The following is a 19,298-nucleotide window of genomic DNA, read 5'->3' on the forward strand; positions in this document are numbered from 1 at the left end:
GACTCCGTTCAAACTGTTCTTGCCCTGTTGCGAGCCAATCCTGTCCTAGCGCGTAAAGGCCCGTACCAGCGCGTTTTGCTTTCCAACTTCAATCGGCAGACGCGTATCGGTGAGCTGACGGCCCTGCCAGCCCGCACCCATCGCCGTGTAAAGCGAAATGGCGTCACGCAGACGGGCCATCCGCCCCACAACTGCCTGATCCTGAGCAGAAAGTGCGGTCTGCTCAGTCGTCAGGACATTCAGATACCCGGTCAGACCGGCGCTAAACAGCTTCTGCGCTCGGTCGCGGGCAAGACCGGAATCCGTCGCGGCTTCTTCAAGCTGCGTGACAAGCTCATTGTCATGGCGCCAGTCACCCATTGAATCTTCGACTTCAGCAAAGGCCTTCAGTACGGTCTTGCGATATACCAGACGGCTCGCCTCGGCTTCTGCACGAGCCTGAGCAATTTCTGCTGTATAGCGGCCACCATGAATGATGGGCAGCGAAGCCATCATCATGAAGCTCCAGGCCATGCCGCCCATTTGAAACGCCTGATAGGCGGCAGAAGCGTTCGGATTGAACGTCAGCGGGATCATGAACTTCGGATAGAGGTTGGCAACCGCTACGCCGACCTGAGCCATGTCAGCTGCATAATGCGCTTCCGTCGCCCGAATATCCGGGCGATTTGCCAAGACGATGGACGGCAGGGACGCCGGGAACGCGGGAACAGACGGCAGAGGACGCCGCACGTCCAGCTCTTCCTCCAGCTTGCCGGGCATCTCACCCAGCAGAATGGAAATGGCATGGATCAGGCGCTCTTCCTGCGAGTGCAGTGGAGCAAGACGCGAGCGCTCGAGATGCTCTTCCGTCTGCGCCTGCGCTACAGCCAGCGTATTACCCAAGCCGTGCGTATAAAGCTTTTCAGTCAGTTCGCGGGAACGCTGCGCCACATCAATGCTGTGTTCCGTGACTGCAAGCCGCTCCTGAATGCCGCGCAGCGTCACATAATCTGATGCGACTTCGGACAGCAGCGACAACAGAATGGCGCGACGGTTTTCCAGAGATTCCTCAACGAGCCGCTTACGTTCCTCGACCTGACGGGAAATATGTCCGAACAGATCGATTTCCCAACTGGCGCGAGCACCATAGGTCAGGACGGAAGCCTGTGGGCGGTTCTGCGGGTTACCTGGGCGGATCGGCCAGTTGTCTACATTGATGGAATACCGGTCATCGCCCCCGCCCATGGCTGCATCGAGCTGGGGATACCAAGCTGCCTGAGCCTGCCGACGGACAGCGCGCTCKGCCACGATATGCTGAGAGGCAATCTGCAGATCATAGTTACCCTTAACTGCGGCCTCGATCAGCTCGTTCAGCATCGGGTCATGGAACTGGGCCCACCAGTCCTTCATGTCTGCTTCGGTCCGCGCGATCTCGGCTGCCGTCACCGATTGTGGCTGCTCGACAAAGGTGTCGGGCACCTTGATCTTGTCTGGCTTGAAATTCGGCCCGACGGTGCAGGCCGTAAGTGACAGACAGGTGCTRAGMGCGAGGGTCAGAAGCTTGCGTGACATGTCAGAGATGGTTCTGCAGCCAGGTGGTCAACTTGCCACGGGCGCCCGGCGTTTCGCGCCCAATCGTGACGGTTGCGGTCATGCCGGCCGCGAGAGTGATTTCCGGCGGAACGTTATCCAGTTCCAGACGAACCGGAATACGCTGCGCAAGACGGACCCACGTGAAAATCGGGTTCACGTCTGGCAGGCCAAGACGGTCTGACACGCCGTTACGGTCATTAATACCACGACCAATGCTGACTACGTGAGCAGGCAGGATCTGCTTGTAACCCATGAGTTTGACACGGGCCGCGTCCCCAACATGCACACCGTGCATCTTGGTTTCTTCGAAGTATCCGTTGATCCAGTAACTATGGGCATCAATCACGGCGAGCCCAGGCTGACCAGCATGGGCATAGTCACCGACGCGAAGATTCAGGTTGGTGATATACCCATCAACAGGCGAATAGACCGTAGAACGCTGAAGGTTCAGCAGTGCCGTATTCAGTTCGGCTTTTGCTGCGTTTACTTTGGCCCGTTGGGTTTCAACGTTCGAGTTGAAGTCTTCCTGCTCTTCGGCAGAAACAATGCCACCGAGGCCCATACGACGCTTGGCATCTGAAGATCTCAGCTTGAGGTCTTCGTCCGCACCGGCAAGGCGGGCACGGGCGGCGTCAATGTCAAGGCGGAAGCGAACGGGATCGAGAACGAAAAGCGGATCACCACGATGGACAAACTGGTTATCCACGACGGGGACGGAAACAACGGTTCCGGAAACTTCAGGGGCTGCATCTACAACGTACACACGAACACGACCATCGCGCGTCCATGGTGCCAGAACGTAAATGTCCCACATGGTCCGACCGAGGCCGATGGCCATCGCCAGGACAATCAGAGTCAGCAGAACGCGGATCACACTGCGGGTCCAGTTCATAGCCGACCCCTCCTAGACGTAAAGGATGAGTAGACAGAGAACACAGACATAGAGCGCTATTTCAAAGAGGGCGACGTGCCAGAACCAGCTCAGAGCACCGGTTCGCCACAGAATGCTTCTCAACAGAAGTGTTACGAACACTGCTGCAACGGCGTAAATTGAGAGGGGTGCGACAAAGACGCCGAAGAGATTGACTTCCGTAAGCATCAGGCTGTGACCTTGGTGCCAACTAACGGACTGTTCGACGAACTTTCCACGGGACTCCTCGCAAGTCCGTGACGACTCCCCCAAGGGCGTAATCACGGCACAGGCGAAGTGCTTACGCCATTAACCTACAACTGGCCAGATGGCTTTGACAAAAATCAGTCATAAAATGTCTTATTTGGAATGACTGAAGAAACTCTTCAGAATGGACAGGAAGCTTTTGCCCGTAAAACGGCCAATTGGCCCCAGCAGAAGACCAGTAACGGCTGTAATGGCAACAGACTGCTTCAGTTCGACCAACTTGCGGTCGCGACGAATACGCGCCTCGATCTCAACAACGTCGGGGATCGACCATGCAGCAAGAACTGCAAAAATCAGCACGAAGAACAGATCAACGCCAATAACGCACAGACTGGCTTTGACGTAGCTCAGACCTGCAACGCTAATGAAGAACGCCCACAGAAAGCCGTGGAAAGAAATGGCTGCGAACAGCAGGAAGACAACTGCAACAAGCGCGCACGCAACTCTCCGACCGATTCGCATGGCGGAGCGGGAGAGAATCTGGCCTTGGGCGGAAAGGACTTCCTGACCGAGTTCGATGGGCTTCATGGAGGATCGTTGCCTTTATTTCTAACAGGACGGGCGCAGGTCTGTGAATGGCCTGCCTCCCGCCTGAAAGGTCATGTGCCGATTACTTGGAGAAACGGCCCGCCAGGAAACCGACCACAGCGGAAATCAGAATAGCGGCGATGGGCCGCGACTGCACACGCGTCGATACATTTTCAATTTCATGATCTGTGATTTTGCGGGCATTTGCAACGGCATGCTCTGTACGGTCCGCTGCCTGAAGCAGAGCCGGGTTAACATAGTCGTTCAGGATCTGCTCAACCTGCTTGCGCAGCGTCTCGATCTGGTCCTGCGTTGTCTCGGCTGCAGCTTCGATGTTCTTCTTGACGGTATCGCGGCTCATGTTCAAACCCTCATTGCAATCAAATAGGGACCTGGGAATCAGGCCCGGTATCTGGCTTCAAACGCAAAAGCATTATCAGAGGTTGCATGTCCCGCCCACCCGGCGCCCCACCTTCCCCCACACGCCGCAAGAAGCCCGCCACACGCCTGGCTCCGGCTCTCCGGCTTGAAGCTCTACGCGCTGGATTACGGGGAGAAGCGTTTGACCTCACGGTTTCCGAGGGGGAAACGGTTACCGCCTATGGAACTGATGAAGCTGCATTATCTGGCCTATTGGATCTGATCGCAGGCTTTTCTCCCCCCATGGGCGGGCGCGTCCTTGTGCAGGAAACAGATGTTACATCCCGTCCCGCCGGGCAACGCAGCATTGTCCTGATCAGCACCCGAGATCCGCTGTTTCCTCACCTCGATACGCGCAGTAACATCGTTTTTGCACTGCGCGCCCAAGGACAAAGCCGCGCAGAAGCCGATGCTGGTGCAGGCCGCATGATGTCTCTTCTGGGACTGGATGGACTGGGAAATCTTTCTCCGCAGGACCTCAATCCAGAGCAGACCTTCCGCGCAATGCTGGCCCGCGCACTCGTAACCGCCCCAACCATTCTGTTGCTCGACAACCCATACGGTGGTCTGGACATCCACGCTGGTCGACGCATCGCGTCTCTGCTGTCGAAACTGTCGCGCGCGCGAAATCTCAGCGTTTTGCAAAGCGTCACGCGCAAGGAAGACGCACTGCGCGCAGGAGGGCAGATCGCCCTCTTTAATGAAGAGGCGTTGCTTCAGTGCGGAACAGCGGCTGAACTGTATGATCGCCCATCAGACGTTGGAGTGGCGACACTCTTTGGTGAAGCCAATGCCTTGACCGGCCAGGTTCTGGATATTGCGGATGACGTCGCGCGCGTTCAACTTGCCTGCGGCGGCATTGTGGAAGCTCTCGCATCCGACGATACGCTTCAAGAAGGGCACGCCTGTCTGGTGTGCGTTCGCCCGGATCGGATCTCGCCCTTTTTCGGCAGCCAGTCTCTTGGTCTTGATGATGAGGAAGCGCCACCTGTTCGTGGGACACTGACGGACAGCGTTCATCTTGGCGATCATATCAGAATGCGGGTGCGCTGCCCGGATGGTACCGAGATTGAGCTCCGGCGCCCGCCCCTTCAGGCCCAGAAGCTGCCACGAGCCGGAGCCGCCGTTCAGCTCGCCTGGCCAGCCGGCCATGCAACGGCCTTTCCGCTTCGTGCCGACCTGTATTAAAGTGCCGCCGCATTCGGTCAGGCATCGGCGCCTGACTTCTTCATGCTGATTGAGGACACCATTCTGACCCGGCCCGCTTTCTTTCTGCGACATACGCTCCCGGCACGATGCCGGGCGGGTCTCGGTCGTATCATGCGTCCTGCAGCATTTCTGGTGGGCCTGCTTGCGATACAGGTTCTGCCTGCCAACATGCACGCGCACGCCACATCCGCAAGCAGCACCCGCCCTTCCGATGACATCGGGGATTTCTTCTCCCATGTCGGCCAAAGTGTCGCTTCTGTGTTCTCGCCATCCGAAGCCTCGGCGCACGCGCATAAACGAGCGGTTACACACCGCTCCACAAAACATCATCGTGCAGCCAAACCTGCTCCTCCCGCCCCCGGCTGGGCCATTCCTGAAGGTGCGGTGACTGCGAATGCCCTGATCACAAGCGACAAGTCGCTGAAGCAGGTTGAATGGGACGGCCAATACAGCACCCTGGACGCGGGCGTTCATTCATCGAACCCTAGTTGGGCTGCTATCCTGTTAAACGGCAGCCAGCTTGCAGATGCCTGTCAGAAAGGTTGGGTTCACCCGCTGGACGGTACTTTGGGATGTGGCCTGCCCGGAGGCCAGACAATCATGGCACTCGCATGGGATCGTTCACGACTACCTGCCGCCCCTGACTGGAAAGACTTCTGGGACGTTGCACGTCATCCAGGACGCCGCGGTCTTTATCTGGGCGCACGTACAACGCTGGAAATTGCCCTACTTGCAGACGGCATAGACGCGCGTGACATTTATACTGCGCTGTCCACACCCGCGGGTGTTAGTCGTGCGTTCCACAAGCTGGATCTGCTGCGACCCTATATTGTGTGGTGGAAAACACCCGATGATGCCGCCCGGATTATGGAGCAAAGCAGTGCGCTCATGACCAGCGCCCCCATGACGGAAATTTCCAGCGTCAGCATGAAAGTCAAAGCGGGACCAGCGGCTTCTCTTTTTGTCGCGCAGCCAGAGCAAACTCTCAGCACGGCACTCTATTGGGCAATCCCGGCTAACAACCCGACAACGACAGCACAGAAAACCCTGACCCAACTACACACTCAGTCTCCACATCTGAACGACATGCCTGAAAGCGTCCTTGATCCGCGAGGAACAGCTTTGTCCGTCAATGACGCGTTCTGGACGAAATACGGTGATCAGCTGGAGCAGCGGTTTCAGGACTGGTATGGCAGCAGCAAGCCATGATGGCCATTTCCATGCGGCTTCACTTGCCCGCCATTATACTTGGCCTGCTCATTGGCTGTGGTGTCATCACGCTGCTGATGCGTCTTCTGCCAGCCAAACACGTACGCCTTCTTGGTTTGCTGGTTTTACTGCCCGGCCCAGCTCTCGCTTTTGCGCTTCCTGAACTTCATCACGCTGGACTGAGCGTTGTCGGCCGACATTATGACATCCTTCAGGGTGTTCTGATTTCCCCAGCTGTCATGATGCCGTTCGGAGCCACGTTACTTGGGCTGCCCATCGGAACAACGCGCGCAGCAATCGGCCTGGGCGCAGATCTGACGACACGCCTGAAATTAATATGGCTTCCCCTGCTTTTGCCCGCCGCCCTGCTTTCCCTGACAATAGCGGTTCTGTTATGCCTCGGCTGTGTGATACTTGATCGGCCATGACTTCAGTTTCTCCTTTCTGGCAAACTACGCCGCTAGATCAGATGACGTCCGAGCAATGGGAATCCCTTTGTGACGGATGTGGGCGTTGCTGCCTGAACAAGCTCCGCGACGAAGATACAGACGAGATCGTTTACACGACCGTTGCCTGCCGGCTTCTGGACACACAGACGTGCCGTTGCACAGATTATCCGAAGCGCCATCGCAAGGTGCCGGACTGCGTTACTCTAACGCCTGAACTCTTGGCTGAGATCGACTGGCTTCCACCAAGCTGCGCTTATCGATTGCTGCGAGACGGGTTCGATCTCCCGGAATGGCACCCTCTGCGCTCCGGGACGCAGGACAGCGTTCTGCTTGCCGGTGCTTCAGCAGGTGGGCGCTGCGTAAGTGAGCGCCGCGCGGGCCCATTGGAGAATTACATTACCGCATGGCCCGGTGAGTGGCCTGCGAATGCACCGGCCTGCATTTCCAGAAAGCGCTCCGGCTAACCCCATGCTTCCGCCGACCGTCCCTCTCGTATGGAGACGTTCGCCTCGTGCACGCCGCATGACCCTCCGCATTGATGCGCAAGACGGCAGTGTTGTTGTTACAATGCCGGAGCGCATCAGCCAGCGGCAGGGTCTTGCGTTCGTCCATCAGCATATGGACTGGATTACATCCTCTCTGGCTGCTCTGCCTGAAAAACGCGTACTGGCTAACGGCCACGAAGTCATGATCGAAGGATCACCGGTTCCCATTCTGCACGAGCCAGATGCCCGTCGTGGCACATGGCTGGATTCAGATGGCCTTCATGTCAGCGGAGATGCGGCTCATACCGAACGTCGCGTAAAGGATTTTCTTCACAGCCTAGCCAAAGAGCGCCTTTCAACGGCTGTTGCACTGCACAGTAGAAGAATGGGGCTTGTGCCGTCCCGTGTCGATTTGCGGGAAGTCCGGTCTCGCTGGGGCAGCTGCACCCGAAAAGGACGCATCATGTTGAGCTGGCGACTGGTCATGACGCCGCCGGAAATTCGAGATTACGTCGTGATCCATGAACTCGCTCATCTTCAACATTTTGACCACAGCGCTGCTTTTTGGGGCTTAGTTGACAGATTTTGCACAAATGGACACACAGGACGTCTTGCAGCAGAGCGCTGGCTGAGCCAAAACGGGACCGCCCTGCTGCGAGCAGCATGAGGCGTGTGCGAGCTTGGCGGAATGGTAGACGCACGAGACTTAAAATCTCGAGTCCGTAAGGGCGTGCGGGTTCGAGTCCCGCAGCTCGCACCACATCTAAGTTATTGAAAATAAACGGATTTTAGGGTTTTCAGCAACCCGAAGCCCCCATTCTTCTACAAAGGGCTTCTACAAAACGAGCCCTGTTGTGCTGATTCGTCTGCAATCCGGTTTCCATTTCAGACGCGGGATTCCCGTTCGTTTTCGGCCTGCTCTGGGGAAACGGGAAATCTGGCACTCCCTGGAAACACTCGACAGAAATCTTGCCAGAACCCGTGCCTGTGCCATGTATGGACTGACCTCTCAGCTTTTCGAGTGCATCAGTCTGGCCATGTCTTCATCGGAAGAAACATCCCCGCTCAACAAGGCGGTTAAGACCTTTCAGGAGGCTCTGGCCACATCTGACCTGCATCCTGTCCAGCAGGACCTGTTCCAATCCATTGTCCAGACCTACGACAGTGAGATTCAGGCTCTGAAGGCTCGCTATAAAACCATGAATGCTGAACACCTTCTGGCACGAATGGAAGACCATCAGCGGGTTTCCAGCGCGCTTGAGAAGATTGGTCCCGAAATCAACGCCCTAATGGACATCATTCATAAAATTAAGGAAATCTTTGAGAAGCACGGAACACGGCTTGTTCAGCCCATACAAAAAGCATCTTTCCGTAAGCACCTTGAGTCCCCAAAATAAAAACATCAGTCAAGAATCATTTATTATGTAATTATTAAAATAATAATTCATTATTTTCTGATTAATTATAAGTATTAATTATCATTTATTTAAAAATGAATGATAATTGTATCATATTTTATCTTAAAAATTTAGAAAAATTATTTATAAACTTAAAAAAATAGATAATCTTATTCGTGTCAAAAAAAAGTTGATATCCACATTTTTAAGAAATGCTATTGATCCTTATCCACGAAACAAAAAAATTCCCCCAGAAAAAAGGTGAATTATTCTTATAATGACGAATAAGAAATTCAAAAAAATAAAAAATTTACTCAATACTTTCTAAATCTTGGGGAACAATTTAGATGAACAGAAAATCAAACATAAAAATTCGTCATTTAAACGTAATAAAACACATTTATAAAATACAAAATCTCAAAAAAACTTCTGAAGTAATGTCTTTAACACCAGCCGCAATATCTAAAACGTGTATAGAATTTGAAAAAATTATCGGGAAGACGCTATTTTCGAGAACCATCCATGGGCTCATTCCTAATGAAATTGCTAAACGCGTCGTAGAATCAAGTATTTTAATTGAAAAAGAAATAGATAGGATGATTATCGATATAGACAATATATATAATGAAAAAAATTATGTTAATATATCATTCCAGTCTAATTCTATTATTTCTGAAATGATGAAATGTATATTGTCTATAATTTCTACTAAAAATGTAAATTTTACAGTTAATTATGGCTCAAGAGAGCACCTATTTTCTTCACTTTTGAAGGGAAGAACAGACATAATTTTTGCCAGCGCTTATAATGATATAATAGATGAAAGAATTAACTACAAATATCTTATCCAAGATAAATGCGTTATTCTTGACAAAGATCGTATTTATTCTATGCAAGAGATAGTCAGAAATTGGGATAGTTTTCAACCACGAGTATGGGTTCTACCCATTCGTGGCACAGCTATGCGTGATAGATTCGATTCTATCCTTGAATATAATGGATTAAAAACCCCAAAAAATCTTATCGAATTAAATTCAATAATTGGCGCATCGAGCCTTATAGACACTCCTAACATCATTGGAATGTCTACAATTTCTTACCTGAAATCAGTAAACTACAAATTTGACGAAAATAAAAATGTTGAGGATCTATCCGATATCACCCTTAATGTAGGAGTTTACTGGCGGCAAGATTCAAAGAAACTAGTTTCTGAGGTGGTAGATTTTTTTATTCATAACATGGATCTGAATAAATAATTCATTTTATCTTTATACCTCTCCCTAATAATAATTTTTATTTCTCATCCCATTTTGAGGGCCAAATCCTTCCTGTTCTATTGCGCGACACTGGCATCTGACAGGTCCTGCGTAGCTGCGGAGGGCCAGTAAGCCGTCATCAGTTCGGTCTGGATTGTTTCTATCTGCCCCTGAATCCAGTGCATATATTCATGCAGCCCACGAATAATGATCTCTTCTGCCGTTTGATCTTCGAGACTTGCGCGTAGGTCGGCCAGACGTTCCTGTACGGCATAGCATTGCTTGCGCAGATTGTAGTGCGTGGACAATGCGCCCAGAACGCTATCAGTCTGCCGTAAATTCAAGGCAAGAGACCGGGGAAACCCTTCGTTCTTCAGTAGAAATCCAACCACATTTGCCGGTGTTGTCGTGACCGGCTGCAAGCGTCGAAATGCGTGGTATGCAGCCGCAGACCGCAGAACAGACGCCCATTGTGTCGTATCGATTTCAGAGCCGACTTCTTCCTGGGGAAGCAGCGTATGATATCGCGTATCTATGAGACGGGTGATCTGGTCACCCCGCTCCATATGCCGCCCTAGAAGGTAGAAGAGCCATGCTTGATCGCGATATAATGTGCCTTCGGTTACGCCGGTATGGGTCTGGCAGTCCTGCTTGATGCGATTACACAACGCAGAAAGGCCAGTCCTGCGGATATCGGACGCCTGAAGATCAAGGACCCAGCGTGTGAAGACGTTCAATTGCATCCACATTTCTGTGGAAATCAGTGGGCGAACCGAACGGGCATTTTCACGAACAGAGTTGGCCATCGCCTTGATGGAACTCGAATTTGCAACATCCGTAATGTAAAACTGTAGATAGTCCTGCTCGGTAGCCGCTGGATAAAGAGCGCTGAACCGCTCTTCGTCTGAATTGATCTGAACGATTGTATCCCAGGACGTCCGTCCGTCCGGGCCTCGTACGAACGCCTCGGTCACCTCAATCAGACGCGCCAGATTTTCAATCCGCTCCATGTAGCGCGCCAGCCACATCATGCTCTCGGCATACCGGGACAGAAGGGTATTCAGGCCCGGAAGCATGCCTGATGCCGTTGGGGAAAGCTGTGTCATACGGACATCACCCATGTATCCTTCGATCCTCCGCCCTGGGAGGAATTAACAACCAGAGATCCTTTGCGGAGAGCCACACGCGACAAGCCCCCTGGCAGCACCCATGTCGTTTTTCCGGTTAATGCGAAGGGACGCAGGTCAACATGGCGTGCCTCTACGCCTGCGTCACACAGGGTTGGCGTCACCGAAAGATCGATCACGGGCTGGCTGATGTAATTGGAAGGGTTTTCCGTCAGTCGGCGCCTGAATTCCTCGAGTTCGCTCTCCGTTGCGTGTGGCCCTATCAGAAGCCCATAGCCTCCGGACTCTCCGACAGGTTTGACGACAAGCTTCTCCAGATTGGCCAAAGTAAAGGCGAGCCCTTCTGGCTCAGCGCAGATGTGCGTTTCAACACTTCCCAGAATGGGTTCTTCTTCCAGATAGTACCGAATAATCCGCGGCATATACGCGTACACGGCCTTGTCATCCGCAACGCCGGTCCCGAGAGCGTTGGCAATCGTCACGTTGCCTTGACGGTAGGCTTCTACCAGTCCGGGAACGCCGAGAAGACTTTCCGGATTGAAAGCCAGCGGGTCCAGGAAAGCGTCATCAATGCGTCTGTAGATCGAATGCACCGGTCGGAGCCCAGCGACAGTTCGCATGTAAACGTGATTATTTTCAACGAGGAGATCGCGTCCCTCAACAAGAGGAACACCCATCTCGCGTGCCAGAAAGACATGCTCGAAATACGCTGAATTATAGATCCCGGGAGACAAAAGAACGACCTGCGGGTTGGTTACGCCTTCCGGTGCGACATCGCAAAGCGCCCGATGCAGACGCAGCCCATAATCCTCTACCGAACGAAGAGGCATCCCTGATGCCAGATCCGGCATCAACCGCAGCATCATGTGCCGGTTTTCAATGACGTATGACACGCCTGACGGGGTTCTGGCGTTGTCTTCCAGAACGAGGAACTGACCGCTGCGATCGCGGATCAGATCCGTTCCATTAATATGGACATACACGCCACCCGGAACATCAACCCCGACCATAGCCTGACAGTAATTGGCATTTTTCAGAACCAGATCCGCGGGAATGATACCATCCTTCAGGATCTTGCGATCATGATAGATATCCCACAGGAAAAGATTGATCGCCTTGACGCGCTGTTGCACGCCTTTTTCGATAAATGCCCATTCGTCGGCTGTCAGAACGCGGGGGATCACATCAAAAGGTAAAACCCGGTCAATGGCCTCCCGGTCAGAGTAAACCGTGAAGGTGATACCAAGGCGGTACAACTGCGTTTCCGCATTGGATGTACGGTGGCGGAGTTCCTTGATGTCGAACTGGGACAGCCTTTCCTGAACCAGTTGCAGGGCCTCAGGTAACGCCTCTCCCCGGTTCATCAGTTCACAGAAAAATGCGGGCTTGAGATAAGAGGAGAAAATGCCGGCTTCCTGGACCTGGGATTGCAAGACGTTGAACCTCATCTGTTTGCCCCGTTTCCTTACCCGACAGCTGTATGAACCATACCCGGCCGGATCATTACGATTATTTATTAACCTATCAACTCCCTTCTGTTTGCCAAGCAATAAAAGCAGCGAGCAGTTTTGTTTTTCCCAGAATATATCAAGAGAGTTGCCGTTGCCGTTCTTCCTGTTACGATAAAGGAAGGATAATCCCGAGCTAGCGGGACATCAGGGGAGCAGGGAACATCAGGTCATGAGAGTGGATCGCGGAAATCTGCCACAATGAACACGCTCGTGACACTTCGCCACCACACGTCCTATCGCTATGACCGTCCCGTCTTTCTGGGCCCTCAGACCATTCGGCTGCGCCCACCCGTTAACGCACGCAGCCCCATCCTGACCTATGCCCTGAACGTCGGTCCGGGTGAAGGTCAGATCGCGTGGCGACTGGACGCCCACGAAAATACGGTTGCCGAAGCCATCTTTGCCGAGCAGGTCTCCCATTTTGATATCGAAGTCCGTATGACTGTGGATATCACGCCCTATGACCCCTTTCAGAAGGGCGGTCAGCCACTTTCACAGACACCGGACAATCCCGCCTACAGAGTGGCTACGTCTGATCCAGACCTGCTGGACGGCTTTCTTGACGGTCAATTCCTTTCAGCGGGAGAAACAGATCTGGCTCGCCTGATCTGGCTCAATCGCAGACTGGCACAATCTCTGCACTATAAAACCCGTATGGAGCCCGGCACCTGGGCGCCAGCTGAGACCCTGTCCCGCCTGACGGGTTCCTGCCGGGATAGTGCATGGTTAATGATTGCTTTCGCGCGCAGGTTAGGCTTCGCAGCTCGGTTTGTCTCCGGATACCTGATTCAGCCAAAGCCATTGGACACAGGCAGCCAGACTTTGACCTGTGACTTGCACGCTTGGGCTGAAATCTGGGTGCCGGAATCAGGATGGTTCGGATTCGACACGACTTCGGGTCTGGTCACAGCCCAGAACCATATTCCCCTCGCTGTTTCGGCGACACCAGAAGAGGCTGCGCCTGTTTCAGGGCTTCTGGATCACTGTCAGGCGCGGTTTGATGTCTTGATGGAAGCACAACATTTGCACAGAGAGACCAATACCTGACATCATGCTTCGCAAGAGCTGCAATAAGGTGCCGAAACAGTGAAGCTTTTCTCATGTCAGTGCTGCCAGCAGGCTCTGTATTTCGAAAATATTGCGTGTGAATCCTGCCATCACCCCGTGGGCTATCTTCCCGGTTTGGCAACGCTGACCGCGCTGGAACCGACTGGAACGGGCCGCTGGCACCCCGTGGAAGAACAGGTCCAGCATGCAGAGCTCGTCTACTGTGCGAACCATGCCTATGACGCCTGCAATTGGCTGACGACACCAGACAGATCCGGCAGGCCCGCCATCTGCTTTGCCTGCCGCTTCAACCGGACAATTCCCAATCTCGATAATCCGAAAAATCTCGAACGCTGGCGGAAGATAGAAGTCGCCAAGCACCGGCTGTTTTACACACTGCTTCGCCTCAAGCTTCCAATCCGGAGCCGTTGGGAAGACCCTCATAACGGCTTAGCATTTGATTTCCTGGATGACGCCGCAGACGGCTCTGCCCCCATTATGACCGGCCATAACAACGGCCTGATTACTTTAGCCATCCGTGAAGCGGATGACGCCGAACGCGAGCGGATGCGGGTGGAGATGGGCGAGTATTACCGCACGCTTCTCGGCCATTTCCGGCACGAGATTGGACACTATTACTGGAATGTTCTGGTCCGGGATGCAGGGCGCCTGGAGAGTTGCCGCGCAGTGTTCGGCGATGACCAGCAGGACTATCAGGAGGCCCTGCAAAATCATTACAGCAACCCACCGCCGGAAGACTGGCGGGAGCGACATGTCAGCATGTATGCGACGTCCCATCCTTGGGAAGATTTTGCAGAAACATGGGCCCATTACCTCCATATCGTTTCCACTCTGGAGACCGCATGGGCCTATGGCGTGACCATTCATCCTGTTCTGCCGGATGCATCACCCCTCTCAACCAATGGCCCCGGAAACGACCCGTATCTGACGTCCACATTTGACGAAATCATGGAGGCCTGGGTCCCCCTGACATCAGCAGTCAACAGCCTTAACCGCTCCATGGGCCTCTCAGACTTTTATCCCTTCGTGCTTACGTCCGGGGTGCGGGAAAAGCTGGCGTTTATTCACTCGCTGATCCGGGAGACACAGGCGCTCGGCTAGGAAGCCGCCTTTCCTGTCCCGAATTGGCGGGTACGCATCTGCCGAGCTTGATGGATGAAGTACAGTTTGGCGCCTGTCATACGGACAGACCTGAATACAAGATAAACCGGTGCAGTCAGCGCCGTGCGGGACGAAAGCGGAATATAAGTAATCTGCCCCGCATGGTGCTGCTGCATGGAATGCGGGACCACGGAAATCCCCAGCCCTCCAGCCACAAGACTGAGGGCCGCCATAAGTTGCGGCCCTTTCTGGCGGATATTGGGCATAAAACCTGCCCCGAGGCAGGCATCCACGATCGTCTTGTACAGACCGTTGTTGTACTGGCTTTGATAAAGAATGAAGTCTTCATTTTCCAGATCAGCCAGCCTGAGCCCCTCGGGCGGAGGATTGACCGCAAGAGGATGGGCCTTGGGCACAGCCACAACCATGGGCTCTTCCAGAATTAACTCCACCATAACGTCCGAAACATCCGGGATGGACGCCCGGACAAACGCGACGTCCACCAGATCGTCTCGCAAGGCGCCGAGCAACTGACTGGAATTCCCCTCCGTCAGGCCAAGCGTTACATCCGGCCAGCTTTCGCGAAAATACCCCAAAACGGCTGGCAAACTTGGGTGGCACATTGCTGAGTTGGTGAAGCCGACCGATAGCTCCCCGCTCTCGCCCCGCACGACACGACGGACATCTTCAACCGTCTCGTCCACACGGTCGAGAATGTCATAGGCCCCCTTGAGCATACTGCGTCCGGCAGCCGTCAGGCGCATCCCTTTGGCATGACGCTCGAAAAGTTGAACACCCATGGTTTCTTCACAGGAGCGCAACATGCGCGTGAGAGGGGGCTGCTGAATCCCCAGCCGTTCTGCGGCTCGTGTCAGGGTGCCTTCCTCCGCGATGGCAACAACGGCGCGGAAATGACGGAGCTCAACCATGCGATACCTTTAAGGTATGATGAAACCTGTATGGAAATATTGGATCTAACAGTTTTCCTCTCTAAAGTCCGCACGCCTTCTCACATACGGACAGACAGGACGCCCCCATGACCGACAAGATCCCCGCTACCCTTCTCGCCGGTGATGGTATCGGACCAGAAATCATGGCGTCTGTGACAACAGTGCTTGATGCTCTGGGAGCGCCTTTTGTCTGGGACCATCAGAGCGCAGGCATGGGCGCTCTGGAGAGCCAGGGAAGCGCCCTGCCTGATGCGACGCTGGAAAGCATCGCCCGTACGGGCCTGGTGCTTAAAGGCCCGTTGACAACGCCTGTTGGCAAAGGCTTCCGCTCTATCAATGTGACACTCCGTCAGCAATTTGATCTGTATGCGAATGTTCGTCCGACGCAGACAATCGTGCCGGGTGGTCGTTATGAGAACGTCGATCTGGTCGTGATCCGGGAAAACGTCGAAGGCCTGTACGCCGCCATGGAACACTACATGCGTGTTGGGGACGATCCGGAAGCTGTGGCATACGGTGCCGGGTTCAACACGAGAGCGGAATGTAACCGAATCGTAAGGTTTGCATTCGAGTACGCTGTGAAGAACGGCCGCAAGAAGGTTACGCTGGTTCACAAGGCCAATATCCTCAAGATCCTGAGCGGCATCTTTTTGCATGAAGGCCGCCGCGTAGCCGCAGAATATGAAGGCCGCGTGGAGCTTGAAGAGCGCATTGTCGATGCCTGCGCGATGGAGCTTGTCATCAAGCCGGAGAATTACGACGTCCTCGTCACGACCAACCTTTTTGGCGATATCCTGTCTGATCTGGCTGCGGGGCTTGTTGGCGGCCTGGGTATGGCGCCAGGCGCGAACATTGGCGAGAAAATGGCTGTTTTTGAAGCCGTTCATGGATCAGCACCTGACATTGCAGGTCAGGGCATCGCTAATCCGCTCGCACTTATGATGGCAGCCAGCATGATGCTGGCCCATGTAGGACGTCAGGACCTGTCCGCCCGTCTTGATGCCGGCATGAAGCAGATCCTGACGACAGACAATATCCGCACCCGCGATCTTGGCGGCACAGCTACAACAGAAGACGTCACGCAGGCCCTCCTGCGCGCTATTCACTAAACCAGACGACACGACCAGCAGGGAACACACATCATGAAACAGGTTGGACGCGATCTTCTGGGCAGCCAGCGCGACCTGTCCGTTGACGGACAGACCTATCGCTATTTCTCTCTTCCTGTCGCAGCGGAGAAGATCGGGGATATTTCCCGCCTTCCCGTCAGCCTCAAGGTTCTGCTCGAAAACGTCCTGCGTTTCACGGACGGCACGAGCTACAAAGCTGAAGATGCACAGGCCATCGCAGACTGGCTGCAATACGCGGGTTCAACGCAGGAAGTGCCGTTCAAGCCATCCCGCATTCTGATGCAGGATTTCACAGGCGTTCCAGCTGTCGTCGATCTGGCCGCCATGCGCGATGGCATTCTGGCGCTCAACGGCGATCCACGGAAGGTCAATCCGCTTGTGCCAGTTGATCTTGTGATCGACCATTCCGTCATGGTCGACGTGGCAGGCCGCGCAGATGCCCTTCAGCAGAACGTCTCGCTGGAATTCGAGCGGAATGGCGAACGTTATGCGTTCCTCCGCTGGGGCCAGCAGGCATTCGACCAGTTCCGCGTTGTGCCGCCGGGTGCGGGCATCTGTCATCAGGTTAATCTGGAATACCTGTCCCAGGTCGTCTGGACCAGCACGATTGATGGCGTGACCTACGCCTATCCGGACACGCTGTATGGCACGGATTCCCACACCACCATGGTCAATGGACTGGGTGTTCTGGGCTGGGGCGTGGGCGGTATTGAAGCTGAAGCCGCAATGCTCGGCCAGCCAATTTCCATGCTCATTCCGGATGTCGTCGGCTTCCGTCTGGACGGCAAACTCCCGGAAGGCACGACGGCCACAGATCTTGTCCTGACCATCACGCAGATGCTGCGCGCCAAAGGCGTTGTCGGGAAATTTGTCGAGTTCTATGGTCCTGCGCTGGATCATCTGCCGGTTGCAGACCGCGCCACCATTGCCAACATGGCTCCGGAATACGGCGCAACCTGCGGCTTCTTCCCGGTTGATGCGCTGGCACTGGATTATCTGCGGCAGACCGGCCGTGACGAACACCGTATTGCGCTTGTCGAGGCCTATCTGCGGGCGCAGGGCATGTTCCGTGATGCGTCCACGCCAGAACCGGTCTTTTCCTCTACGCTCTCACTGGATCTCAGCACCGTTACGCCGTCCCTCGCAGGACCAAAGCGCCCACAAGACCGTGTAGAACTGCGCTCTGCCTCTGAAGCTTTTGAACAGGCCCTGACGGAGACACTCGGCGTCAAACCGGAAAATACCATCGTCACCGCCTCGGTCGCTGGAACGGATTACGCGCTGGAGCATGGCTCGGTTGTCATTGCAGCCATTACGTCCTGCACCAACACGTCCAATCCAGCCGTTCTGATTGCCGCAGGACTGGTTGCCCGTAAGGCACGTGCGCTCGGCCTCAAGCCCAAGCCATGGGTCAAGACCTCGCTCGCGCCAGGGTCGCAGGTTGTGACCGATTATCTGGATCGTGCAGGCCTAACGGCAGATCTGGATGCCTTGGGCTTTGAAACCGTTGGGTATGGCTGCACGACCTGCATCGGAAACTCAGGCCCGTTGGCCCCGCCGATAGTTGATGCCATTGAGGGATATAACCTCGTGGCAACATCCGTCCTGTCCGGCAATCGGAACTTTGAAGGCCGTATTTCACCCAACGTTCGCGCAAACTACCTTGCAAGCCCGCCACTCGTGGTTGCTTACGCGCTGCTCGGGACGATGCGTCAGGACATTACGACAGCCGTTCTGGGCCACACGCCGGACGGTAAGGCCGTCTATCTCAAGGATCTCTGGCCCTCCAACCATGATGTTGCAGAACTGGTTGGGTCCGCGGTTACTCGAGATGCCTTCGTTGAGCGGTATGGTCGCATCACGGAAGGCACGCCGGAATGGCAGGCGCTTGGAACAGCCAGTGATTCAGCCACATTCAAATGGCAGCCTGGCTCCACGTATGTGCAGGATCCGCCATATTTTTCTGGCCTGACAGCTGACCCACAGACAACGAGTGACATTTCAGGCGCCCGCGTTCTGGCGCTGCTTGGTGACAACATCACCACCGATCACATCTCGCCTGCCGGTTCGATCGCGACGTCCTCCCCTGCAGGCGAATACCTTCAGGAACATCAGGTCGCGGTTAAAGACTTTAACTCCTATGGGTCACGCCGTGGCAATGACCGCGTGATGGTCCGCGGCACCTTCGCCAATATCCGTATCCGCAATGAAATGGCGCCGGGTACCGAAGGTGGCATGACACGTCATCAGCCGGATGGGACACTCATGTCCATCTATGATGCGGCCACGCGCTACGCTGACGAAGGAACACCGCTTGTCGTGTTTGGCGGCAAGGAATACGGCATGGGCTCGTCCCGCGACTGGGCCGCGAAAGGTACGCGTCTCCTGGGTGTCAAAGCCGTCATCGCCGAGAGCTTTGAGCGCATTCATCGTTCAAACCTTGTGGGGATGGGCGTTCTGCCACTGACGTTCGAACCTGGAACGACGCGCAAGACACTGAATCTGGATGGGACTGAAACCATCAATATTGCGGGCATCAGTGATCTGACCCCTCGCAAAACATTGGTTATGACCATCACCCGTCGCGATGGCACACAGGAAAACGTTTCCCTCCTGTGTCGCATCGATACGGTGGACGAGGCAGATTACTATCGCCATGGCGGCATCCTGCCTTACGTCCTGCGCGGTATGGCTGCGGCCTGAACAAAA

The 19,298-nt window shown here is 54.5% G+C and carries 19 protein-coding genes and 1 tRNA gene; 12 read left to right on the forward strand and 8 right to left on the reverse strand.

What is annotated here, in order from left to right; translation table 11 throughout:
• Window positions 1–45: 45 nt before the first annotated feature.
• The 5 genes from KP705_RS12560 to KP705_RS12580 form a co-directional block, all read right to left on the reverse strand.
• Window positions 46–1,551, reverse strand: coding sequence for an efflux transporter outer membrane subunit (locus KP705_RS12560; protein ID WP_046900791.1), 1,506 nt, complete (start codon window positions 1,549–1,551; stop codon window positions 46–48).
• A 1-nt stretch (window position 1,552) separates the two neighbouring features.
• Window positions 1,553–2,464: an HlyD family secretion protein gene (locus KP705_RS12565; protein WP_046900790.1), complete on the reverse strand. Its 912-nt coding sequence runs from the start codon at window positions 2,462–2,464 to the stop codon at window positions 1,553–1,555.
• A 12-nt stretch (window positions 2,465–2,476) separates the two neighbouring features.
• Window positions 2,477–2,671 (reverse strand): DUF1656 domain-containing protein, encoded by a 195-nt coding sequence (locus KP705_RS12570; protein ID WP_007284708.1) that lies wholly within the window; start codon window positions 2,669–2,671, stop codon window positions 2,477–2,479.
• A gap of 171 nt (window positions 2,672–2,842) precedes the next feature.
• Window positions 2,843–3,277: a hypothetical protein gene (locus KP705_RS12575; RefSeq protein WP_046900789.1), complete on the reverse strand. Its 435-nt coding sequence runs from the start codon at window positions 3,275–3,277 to the stop codon at window positions 2,843–2,845.
• An 82-nt stretch (window positions 3,278–3,359) separates the two neighbouring features.
• On the reverse strand, window positions 3,360–3,638 hold the full coding sequence (locus KP705_RS12580) for a hypothetical protein (protein WP_046900788.1): 279 nt from the start codon (window positions 3,636–3,638) through the stop codon (window positions 3,360–3,362).
• An 86-nt stretch (window positions 3,639–3,724) separates the two neighbouring features.
• Here KP705_RS12580 and KP705_RS12585 point away from each other — a divergent pair, with 86 nt between their 5' ends.
• The 8 genes from KP705_RS12585 (at window position 3,725) to KP705_RS12620 (ending at window position 9,702) form a co-directional block, all read left to right on the forward strand.
• Window positions 3,725–4,885, forward strand: a complete 1,161-nt coding sequence (locus KP705_RS12585) for an ABC transporter ATP-binding protein (protein ID WP_215764541.1) — start codon at window positions 3,725–3,727, stop codon at window positions 4,883–4,885.
• 42 nt (window positions 4,886–4,927) lie between these two features.
• Window positions 4,928–6,115: an extracellular solute-binding protein gene (locus KP705_RS12590; protein WP_252348365.1), complete on the forward strand. Its 1,188-nt coding sequence runs from the start codon at window positions 4,928–4,930 to the stop codon at window positions 6,113–6,115.
• Window positions 6,112–6,543, forward strand: a complete 432-nt coding sequence (locus KP705_RS12595) for a hypothetical protein (RefSeq protein WP_215764542.1) — start codon at window positions 6,112–6,114, stop codon at window positions 6,541–6,543. Before KP705_RS12590 ends, KP705_RS12595 begins: the two co-directional genes overlap by 4 nt.
• Complete coding sequence (locus tag KP705_RS12600) at window positions 6,540–7,028, forward strand: YcgN family cysteine cluster protein (protein ID WP_046900785.1); 489 nt, start codon at window positions 6,540–6,542, stop codon at window positions 7,026–7,028. The genes KP705_RS12595 and KP705_RS12600 overlap by 4 nt, the downstream gene beginning before the upstream one ends.
• A 4-nt stretch (window positions 7,029–7,032) precedes the next feature.
• Window positions 7,033–7,716, forward strand: a complete 684-nt coding sequence (locus tag KP705_RS12605) for a M48 family metallopeptidase (protein ID WP_215764543.1) — start codon at window positions 7,033–7,035, stop codon at window positions 7,714–7,716.
• Between the two features lie 7 nt (window positions 7,717–7,723).
• A tRNA-Leu gene (locus KP705_RS12610) sits at window positions 7,724–7,809 on the forward strand.
• Between the two features lie 94 nt (window positions 7,810–7,903).
• Window positions 7,904–8,446: a DUF6538 domain-containing protein gene (locus KP705_RS12615; RefSeq protein WP_046900783.1), complete on the forward strand. Its 543-nt coding sequence runs from the start codon at window positions 7,904–7,906 to the stop codon at window positions 8,444–8,446.
• Window positions 8,447–8,793: 347 nt separating this feature from the next.
• A complete protein-coding gene (locus tag KP705_RS12620; protein WP_215764544.1) occupies window positions 8,794–9,702 on the forward strand; it encodes a hypothetical protein in 909 nt (302 codons plus the stop codon).
• 77 nt (window positions 9,703–9,779) lie between these two features.
• Here KP705_RS12620 and KP705_RS12625 read toward each other — a convergent pair whose 3' ends face one another.
• Window positions 9,780–10,778 carry an alpha-E domain-containing protein gene (locus KP705_RS12625; RefSeq protein ID WP_252348370.1) on the reverse strand — a complete coding sequence of 333 codons (999 nt, stop codon included), beginning with the start codon at window positions 10,776–10,778 and terminating at the stop codon, window positions 9,780–9,782.
• Between the two features lie 26 nt (window positions 10,779–10,804).
• Window positions 10,805–12,277: a circularly permuted type 2 ATP-grasp protein gene (locus tag KP705_RS12630; RefSeq protein WP_215764546.1), complete on the reverse strand. Its 1,473-nt coding sequence runs from the start codon at window positions 12,275–12,277 to the stop codon at window positions 10,805–10,807.
• A gap of 261 nt (window positions 12,278–12,538) precedes the next feature.
• On the opposite strand from KP705_RS12630, the gene KP705_RS12635 reads away from it, so the two are divergent.
• Window positions 12,539–13,387: a transglutaminase family protein gene (locus KP705_RS12635; protein WP_215764547.1), complete on the forward strand. Its 849-nt coding sequence runs from the start codon at window positions 12,539–12,541 to the stop codon at window positions 13,385–13,387.
• Between the two features lie 39 nt (window positions 13,388–13,426).
• Entirely contained in the window at window positions 13,427–14,509 is a 1,083-nt protein-coding gene (locus KP705_RS12640; protein WP_046900779.1) for a putative zinc-binding metallopeptidase, read from the forward strand.
• Here KP705_RS12640 and KP705_RS12645 read toward each other — a convergent pair.
• Window positions 14,506–15,438, reverse strand: a complete 933-nt coding sequence (locus KP705_RS12645; protein ID WP_046900778.1) for a LysR family transcriptional regulator — start codon at window positions 15,436–15,438, stop codon at window positions 14,506–14,508. The genes KP705_RS12640 and KP705_RS12645 overlap by 4 nt on opposite strands.
• 107 nt (window positions 15,439–15,545) lie before the next feature.
• On the opposite strand from KP705_RS12645, the gene KP705_RS12650 reads away from it, so the two are divergent.
• Window positions 15,546–16,568, forward strand: coding sequence for an isocitrate/isopropylmalate dehydrogenase family protein (locus KP705_RS12650; protein ID WP_046900777.1), 1,023 nt, complete (start codon window positions 15,546–15,548; stop codon window positions 16,566–16,568).
• A gap of 33 nt (window positions 16,569–16,601) precedes the next feature.
• Window positions 16,602–19,292 carry an aconitate hydratase AcnA gene (gene acnA / locus KP705_RS12655; protein WP_046900776.1) on the forward strand — a complete coding sequence of 897 codons (2,691 nt, stop codon included), beginning with the start codon at window positions 16,602–16,604 and terminating at the stop codon, window positions 19,290–19,292.
• Window positions 19,293–19,298 lie beyond the last annotated feature (6 nt).

Origin of the sequence: Gluconobacter sp. P1D12_c (genome assembly GCF_018812105.1) — a bacterium.
Classification (GTDB): Bacteria; Pseudomonadota; Alphaproteobacteria; order Acetobacterales; family Acetobacteraceae; genus Gluconobacter; species Gluconobacter oxydans_A.

What these genes read in the sequence shown, in the direction of transcription:
- KP705_RS12605 (WP_215764543.1), top strand. Translation starts at nt 7,033, where the DNA reads ATGCTTCCGCCGACCGTCCCTCTCGTATGGAGACGTTCGCCTCGTGCA.
- KP705_RS12625 (WP_252348370.1), bottom strand. Translation starts at nt 10,778, where the DNA reads ATGCTTCCGGGCCTGAATACCCTTCTGTCCCGGTATGCCGAGAGCATG.
- KP705_RS12620 (WP_215764544.1), top strand. Translation starts at nt 8,794, where the DNA reads ATGAACAGAAAATCAAACATAAAAATTCGTCATTTAAACGTAATAAAA.
- KP705_RS12635 (WP_215764547.1), top strand. Translation starts at nt 12,539, where the DNA reads ATGAACACGCTCGTGACACTTCGCCACCACACGTCCTATCGCTATGAC.
- KP705_RS12600 (WP_046900785.1), top strand. Translation starts at nt 6,540, where the DNA reads ATGACTTCAGTTTCTCCTTTCTGGCAAACTACGCCGCTAGATCAGATG.
- acnA (WP_046900776.1), top strand. Translation starts at nt 16,602, where the DNA reads ATGAAACAGGTTGGACGCGATCTTCTGGGCAGCCAGCGCGACCTGTCC.
- KP705_RS12580 (WP_046900788.1), bottom strand. Translation starts at nt 3,638, where the DNA reads ATGAGCCGCGATACCGTCAAGAAGAACATCGAAGCTGCAGCCGAGACA.
- KP705_RS12575 (WP_046900789.1), bottom strand. Translation starts at nt 3,277, where the DNA reads ATGAAGCCCATCGAACTCGGTCAGGAAGTCCTTTCCGCCCAAGGCCAG.
- KP705_RS12590 (WP_252348365.1), top strand. Translation starts at nt 4,928, where the DNA reads ATGCTGATTGAGGACACCATTCTGACCCGGCCCGCTTTCTTTCTGCGA.
- KP705_RS12595 (WP_215764542.1), top strand. Translation starts at nt 6,112, where the DNA reads ATGATGGCCATTTCCATGCGGCTTCACTTGCCCGCCATTATACTTGGC.
- KP705_RS12650 (WP_046900777.1), top strand. Translation starts at nt 15,546, where the DNA reads ATGACCGACAAGATCCCCGCTACCCTTCTCGCCGGTGATGGTATCGGA.
- KP705_RS12630 (WP_215764546.1), bottom strand. Translation starts at nt 12,277, where the DNA reads ATGAGGTTCAACGTCTTGCAATCCCAGGTCCAGGAAGCCGGCATTTTC.
- KP705_RS12645 (WP_046900778.1), bottom strand. Translation starts at nt 15,438, where the DNA reads ATGGTTGAGCTCCGTCATTTCCGCGCCGTTGTTGCCATCGCGGAGGAA.
- KP705_RS12570 (WP_007284708.1), bottom strand. Translation starts at nt 2,671, where the DNA reads ATGCTTACGGAAGTCAATCTCTTCGGCGTCTTTGTCGCACCCCTCTCA.
- KP705_RS12565 (WP_046900790.1), bottom strand. Translation starts at nt 2,464, where the DNA reads ATGAACTGGACCCGCAGTGTGATCCGCGTTCTGCTGACTCTGATTGTC.
- KP705_RS12585 (WP_215764541.1), top strand. Translation starts at nt 3,725, where the DNA reads ATGTCCCGCCCACCCGGCGCCCCACCTTCCCCCACACGCCGCAAGAAG.